We start from the raw sequence: 3,571 nt of genomic DNA, 5'->3' as shown, positions 1-3,571 counted from the left end.
CACAGCTACAACGGTTATCACTCACCGATAGCGGCGGAAAAGCTAGCAGCGTGAGAACCGAAAAGAAGGTCCGAAATTACTGGACCAGTTCAAGCCCCCTCCCACATGGGTCCTCATTGTTATGCAGATGTGTGATCAGTCCCTGGCCAGTGCCTCGATAGGGTCCAACCGCGCCGCATTCCTCGCCGGCACAAACCCGAACACAATCCCGATCAAGGTCGAGCACGCAAATGCCGTGATCACCGATCCCAACGAAAACACCATCTCCCACTCCTTCACAAACAACGAAAACAGAAAACCCAGCGCATAGGACAGCGAGATCCCGATGATCCCGCCGATCAGGCACACCATCACCGCTTCCACCAGAAACTGCTGGCGAATATCCGATTGGCGCGCCCCCACCGCCATGCGGATGCCAATCTCGCGGGTACGCTCGGTGACCGACACCAGCATGATATTCATCACGCCGATGCCCCCCACCAGCAAGGAAATCACCGCAATCAACGACAACAGCAATGCCAGGGAACGGCTGGTTTTTTGCACCGTCTGCATGATGCTGTCGAGGTTGTTGGTGAAGAAGTCCTTGGTGCCGTGGCGTTGCAGCATCAGCTTGTTGACGTTGTCTTCCACCACCTTGCTTGGCTGGCCGTCCTTGATGCGTACGGTGATGCTGTCCAGGTGACGCTGGCCCAATAAACGCCCGGCTGCGGTTTCATACGGCACCCACACATTCAGCGCCTTGCTGGCGGCGAACATATTTTTGTTGTCGGCCGTCACGCCGATCACCGTGCACGGCAGGTTGCCCACCAGGATCACCTGGCCGAGCGGGTCCACATTGGGGCCAAATAAACGGTTGCGGGTGTTGTGGTCGATCACCACCACCTGGGCCTGGCGCCGCGCATCGCTTTCGCTGAAGGCGATACCGGCTTCGAGTTTCAAGCCCTTGACCTTGAAGTAGCGGTCGCTCACCCCATTGACCTGGGCGTCCAGGTCGATATTGCCAAAGCGCAGCAACAGGTTGCGGCCCACCACCGGCGTGGCACTGTCCACGTAGTAGAGCTGGTTCAACGCGTCCACATCCGCCGGCATCAGGGTCTCGATGGCCGAAGCGCGGCTGTCGCCAAAACTGGTGCCGGAAAAGATATCGATGGTGTTGCTGCCAATCGCCTGGATGTCCTTGAGCACGTAGCGCTTGGCGCCTTCGCCGATGGCCGAGATCGACACCACCGAGGTGATGCCGATCACGATACCCAACATGGTCAGCAAGGTGCGCATGCGGTGGGACACCAGCGCCACCCAGGCCATGTTGAATGCCTCCTTGAACAACCCCAGGCTCGCCACCAACCGTCGGGCGCCGCTGCGTTTTGGCTCGATCGGCGCCTCGCTGGGCAACTGCGGGATGGCATTGGCCTGGTCACTGATGATTTCGCCATCGCTGACTTCGACAATGCGCTGGGCATTGGCCGCCACCTTGGGGTCGTGGGTGACGATGATCACCGTGTGCCCGGCAGCGTGCAGCTCGGCGAGGATGCGCATCACCTCCTTGCCGCTGTGGGTGTCGAGGGCGCCGGTGGGTTCGTCGGCCAGGATCACTTCACCGCCGTTCATCAAGGCACGGGCAATACTGACCCGCTGCTGCTGGCCGCCGGAGAGCTGGCTGGGACGATGGGTGCTGTGGCCCGCCAGCCCCAGGCGTGCGAGCAAGTCCCGTGCGCGGCTATGGCGCGTGGTTTCCGGTGTGCCGGCGTAAATCGCGGGCATTTCCACGTTATGTAACGCACTGAGGTGCGCCAGCAGGTGGTAGCGCTGGAAGATGAACCCGAAGTAGTCGCGCCGCAGCTCCGCCAACTGCTCATCGCCCAGGGAGCGGGTCTCGATGCCGTTGATCTTGTAGCTGCCGGCGCTGGCGTAATCCAGGCCGCCGAGAATATTCATCAGCGTGGACTTGCCCGAGCCCGACGCGCCGATAATCGCCACCATCTCTCCGGCCTGGATGGTCAGGTCGATGCCCTTGAGCGCAATGAATTCACGCTCGCCGGCCATAAAACGGCGGGTGATGCCCTTGAGTTCCAACAGTGGTTGGCTCATCCGTCAGTTCCCCGCCACGGCAGGTGAGGCATCGCCGATCACCACTTTATCGCCCTCGGCCAGGCCGTCGAGGATCTGCACCTTGACGTTGTTGTTGATGCCGGTCTTTACCTCACGGGCCACCGCCTTGCCCTTAGCATCCAGCACACGCAGTACGTAGCTGCCATCGTTGTTGCGCTGGCCCAGCGCGGCCACCGGCACCACCAGTGCGGCCTGGGCCGTGTCGAGCACGATGCGCACTTGGGCAGTCATGGCGATGCGCAGGCGGTGGTCGGGGTTGGGCACATCAAACAGCGCGTTGTAGAACACCGCCGTGTTCTGCTTGGGGGTGCCGGCGGTCTGGGTTTCCAGAAAGTTTTGCGGCGCCGGTTCCGTGCCGCGCAGTTTGGCGTAGTAACGCTTGTCGGCTTCACCGAGGATGGTGAAGTACACCTGCTGGCCGGGGCTGATATGAATCACATCGGCCTCGGACACCTGGGCCTTGACGGTCATGGTGTCCAGGTCGGCCAGCTTGAGCAGCACCGGCGCCAGTTGGCTGGCGATCACGGTCTGGCCTTCCTGGGTGACGATGCCCACCACATCGCCGTCGATGGGCGCGTTGATGCGCGTATAGGCCAGGTTGACCTTGGCCGTATCGATCTCGATGTGCGCGCTTTTGATTTGCGCATCCAGGGACAACAGGTTGGCCTGTTGCACCTGGAACGTCGACTCGGCGTCTTCGAAGTCCTGGCGCGACACCGACTCGTCATCCTGCAAGCCCTTATAGCGCTCGTACACCGACTTGGCCTGACGCAACTGCGCCGCCGTGGCACGGCGCTGGGCTTGCAGGTTCTCTTCATCGACCTGGGCTTTGCGCAGGGTGTTTTGCAGGATCAACGGATCAATCTCGGCGAGCCATTGGCCCTTTTTCACCTTATCGCCGACCTTGACCTTGAGCGACTTCAACTGCCCGGACACCTGGGCACCGACGTCCACCTGCTTGACGCCTTCCAGCAGCCCAGTGGCCAATACGGCGTTTTCGATATCACTGCGCTCAGCCGTGGCGGTGAGGTATTGCGGCGCGTCGGCGGGGGCTTGCACGGTGTAGATCGCCAGGCCGATGGCAATGGCCAATACGGCGAACAGGCCTGTTTTGCGTAACGTGGACTTTTGCANGCCTTCCAGCAGCCCAGTGGCCAATACGGCGTTTTCGATATCACTGCGCTCAGCCGTGGCGGTGAGGTATTGCGGCGCGTCGGCGGGGGCTTGCACGGTGTAGATCGCCAGGCCGATGGCAATGGCCAATACGGCGAACAGGCCTGTTTTGCGTAACGTGGACTTTTGCATAAATGACCATTCAAGGTGATGAGGTTTTATAACGTGCACGGTTCAAAATGTGGGAGCGGGCTTGCTCGCGAACGCGGTGGTTCAGATACCGATTGGCTGACTGATCCACCGCGTTCGCGAGCAAGCCCGCTCCCACATGGGTGACTGTGTACATCCG

The 3,571-nt window shown here is 61.0% G+C and carries 2 protein-coding genes; both read right to left on the bottom strand.

Translation table 11 applies throughout. From position 1 onward, the window contains the following. Positions 1-135 precede the first annotated feature (135 nt). Positions 136-2,088: a MacB family efflux pump subunit gene (locus tag ACLD1Y_RS21575; RefSeq protein WP_429479834.1), complete on the bottom strand. Its 1,953-nt coding sequence runs from the start codon at positions 2,086-2,088 to the stop codon at positions 136-138. Between the two features lie 3 nt (positions 2,089-2,091). After that, positions 2,092-3,243 (bottom strand): macrolide transporter subunit MacA, encoded by a 1,152-nt coding sequence (gene macA / locus ACLD1Y_RS21570; RefSeq protein ID WP_429479837.1) that lies wholly within the window; start codon positions 3,241-3,243, stop codon positions 2,092-2,094. Positions 3,244-3,571: the final 328 nt, after the last annotated feature.

This window comes from Pseudomonas sp. 18175, assembly GCF_050432925.1.
Lineage (GTDB): Bacteria > Pseudomonadota > Gammaproteobacteria > Pseudomonadales > Pseudomonadaceae > Aquipseudomonas.
Note: the sequence above shows the minus strand (reverse complement) of the source record. Positions and strands in the feature narration are given on the sequence as shown.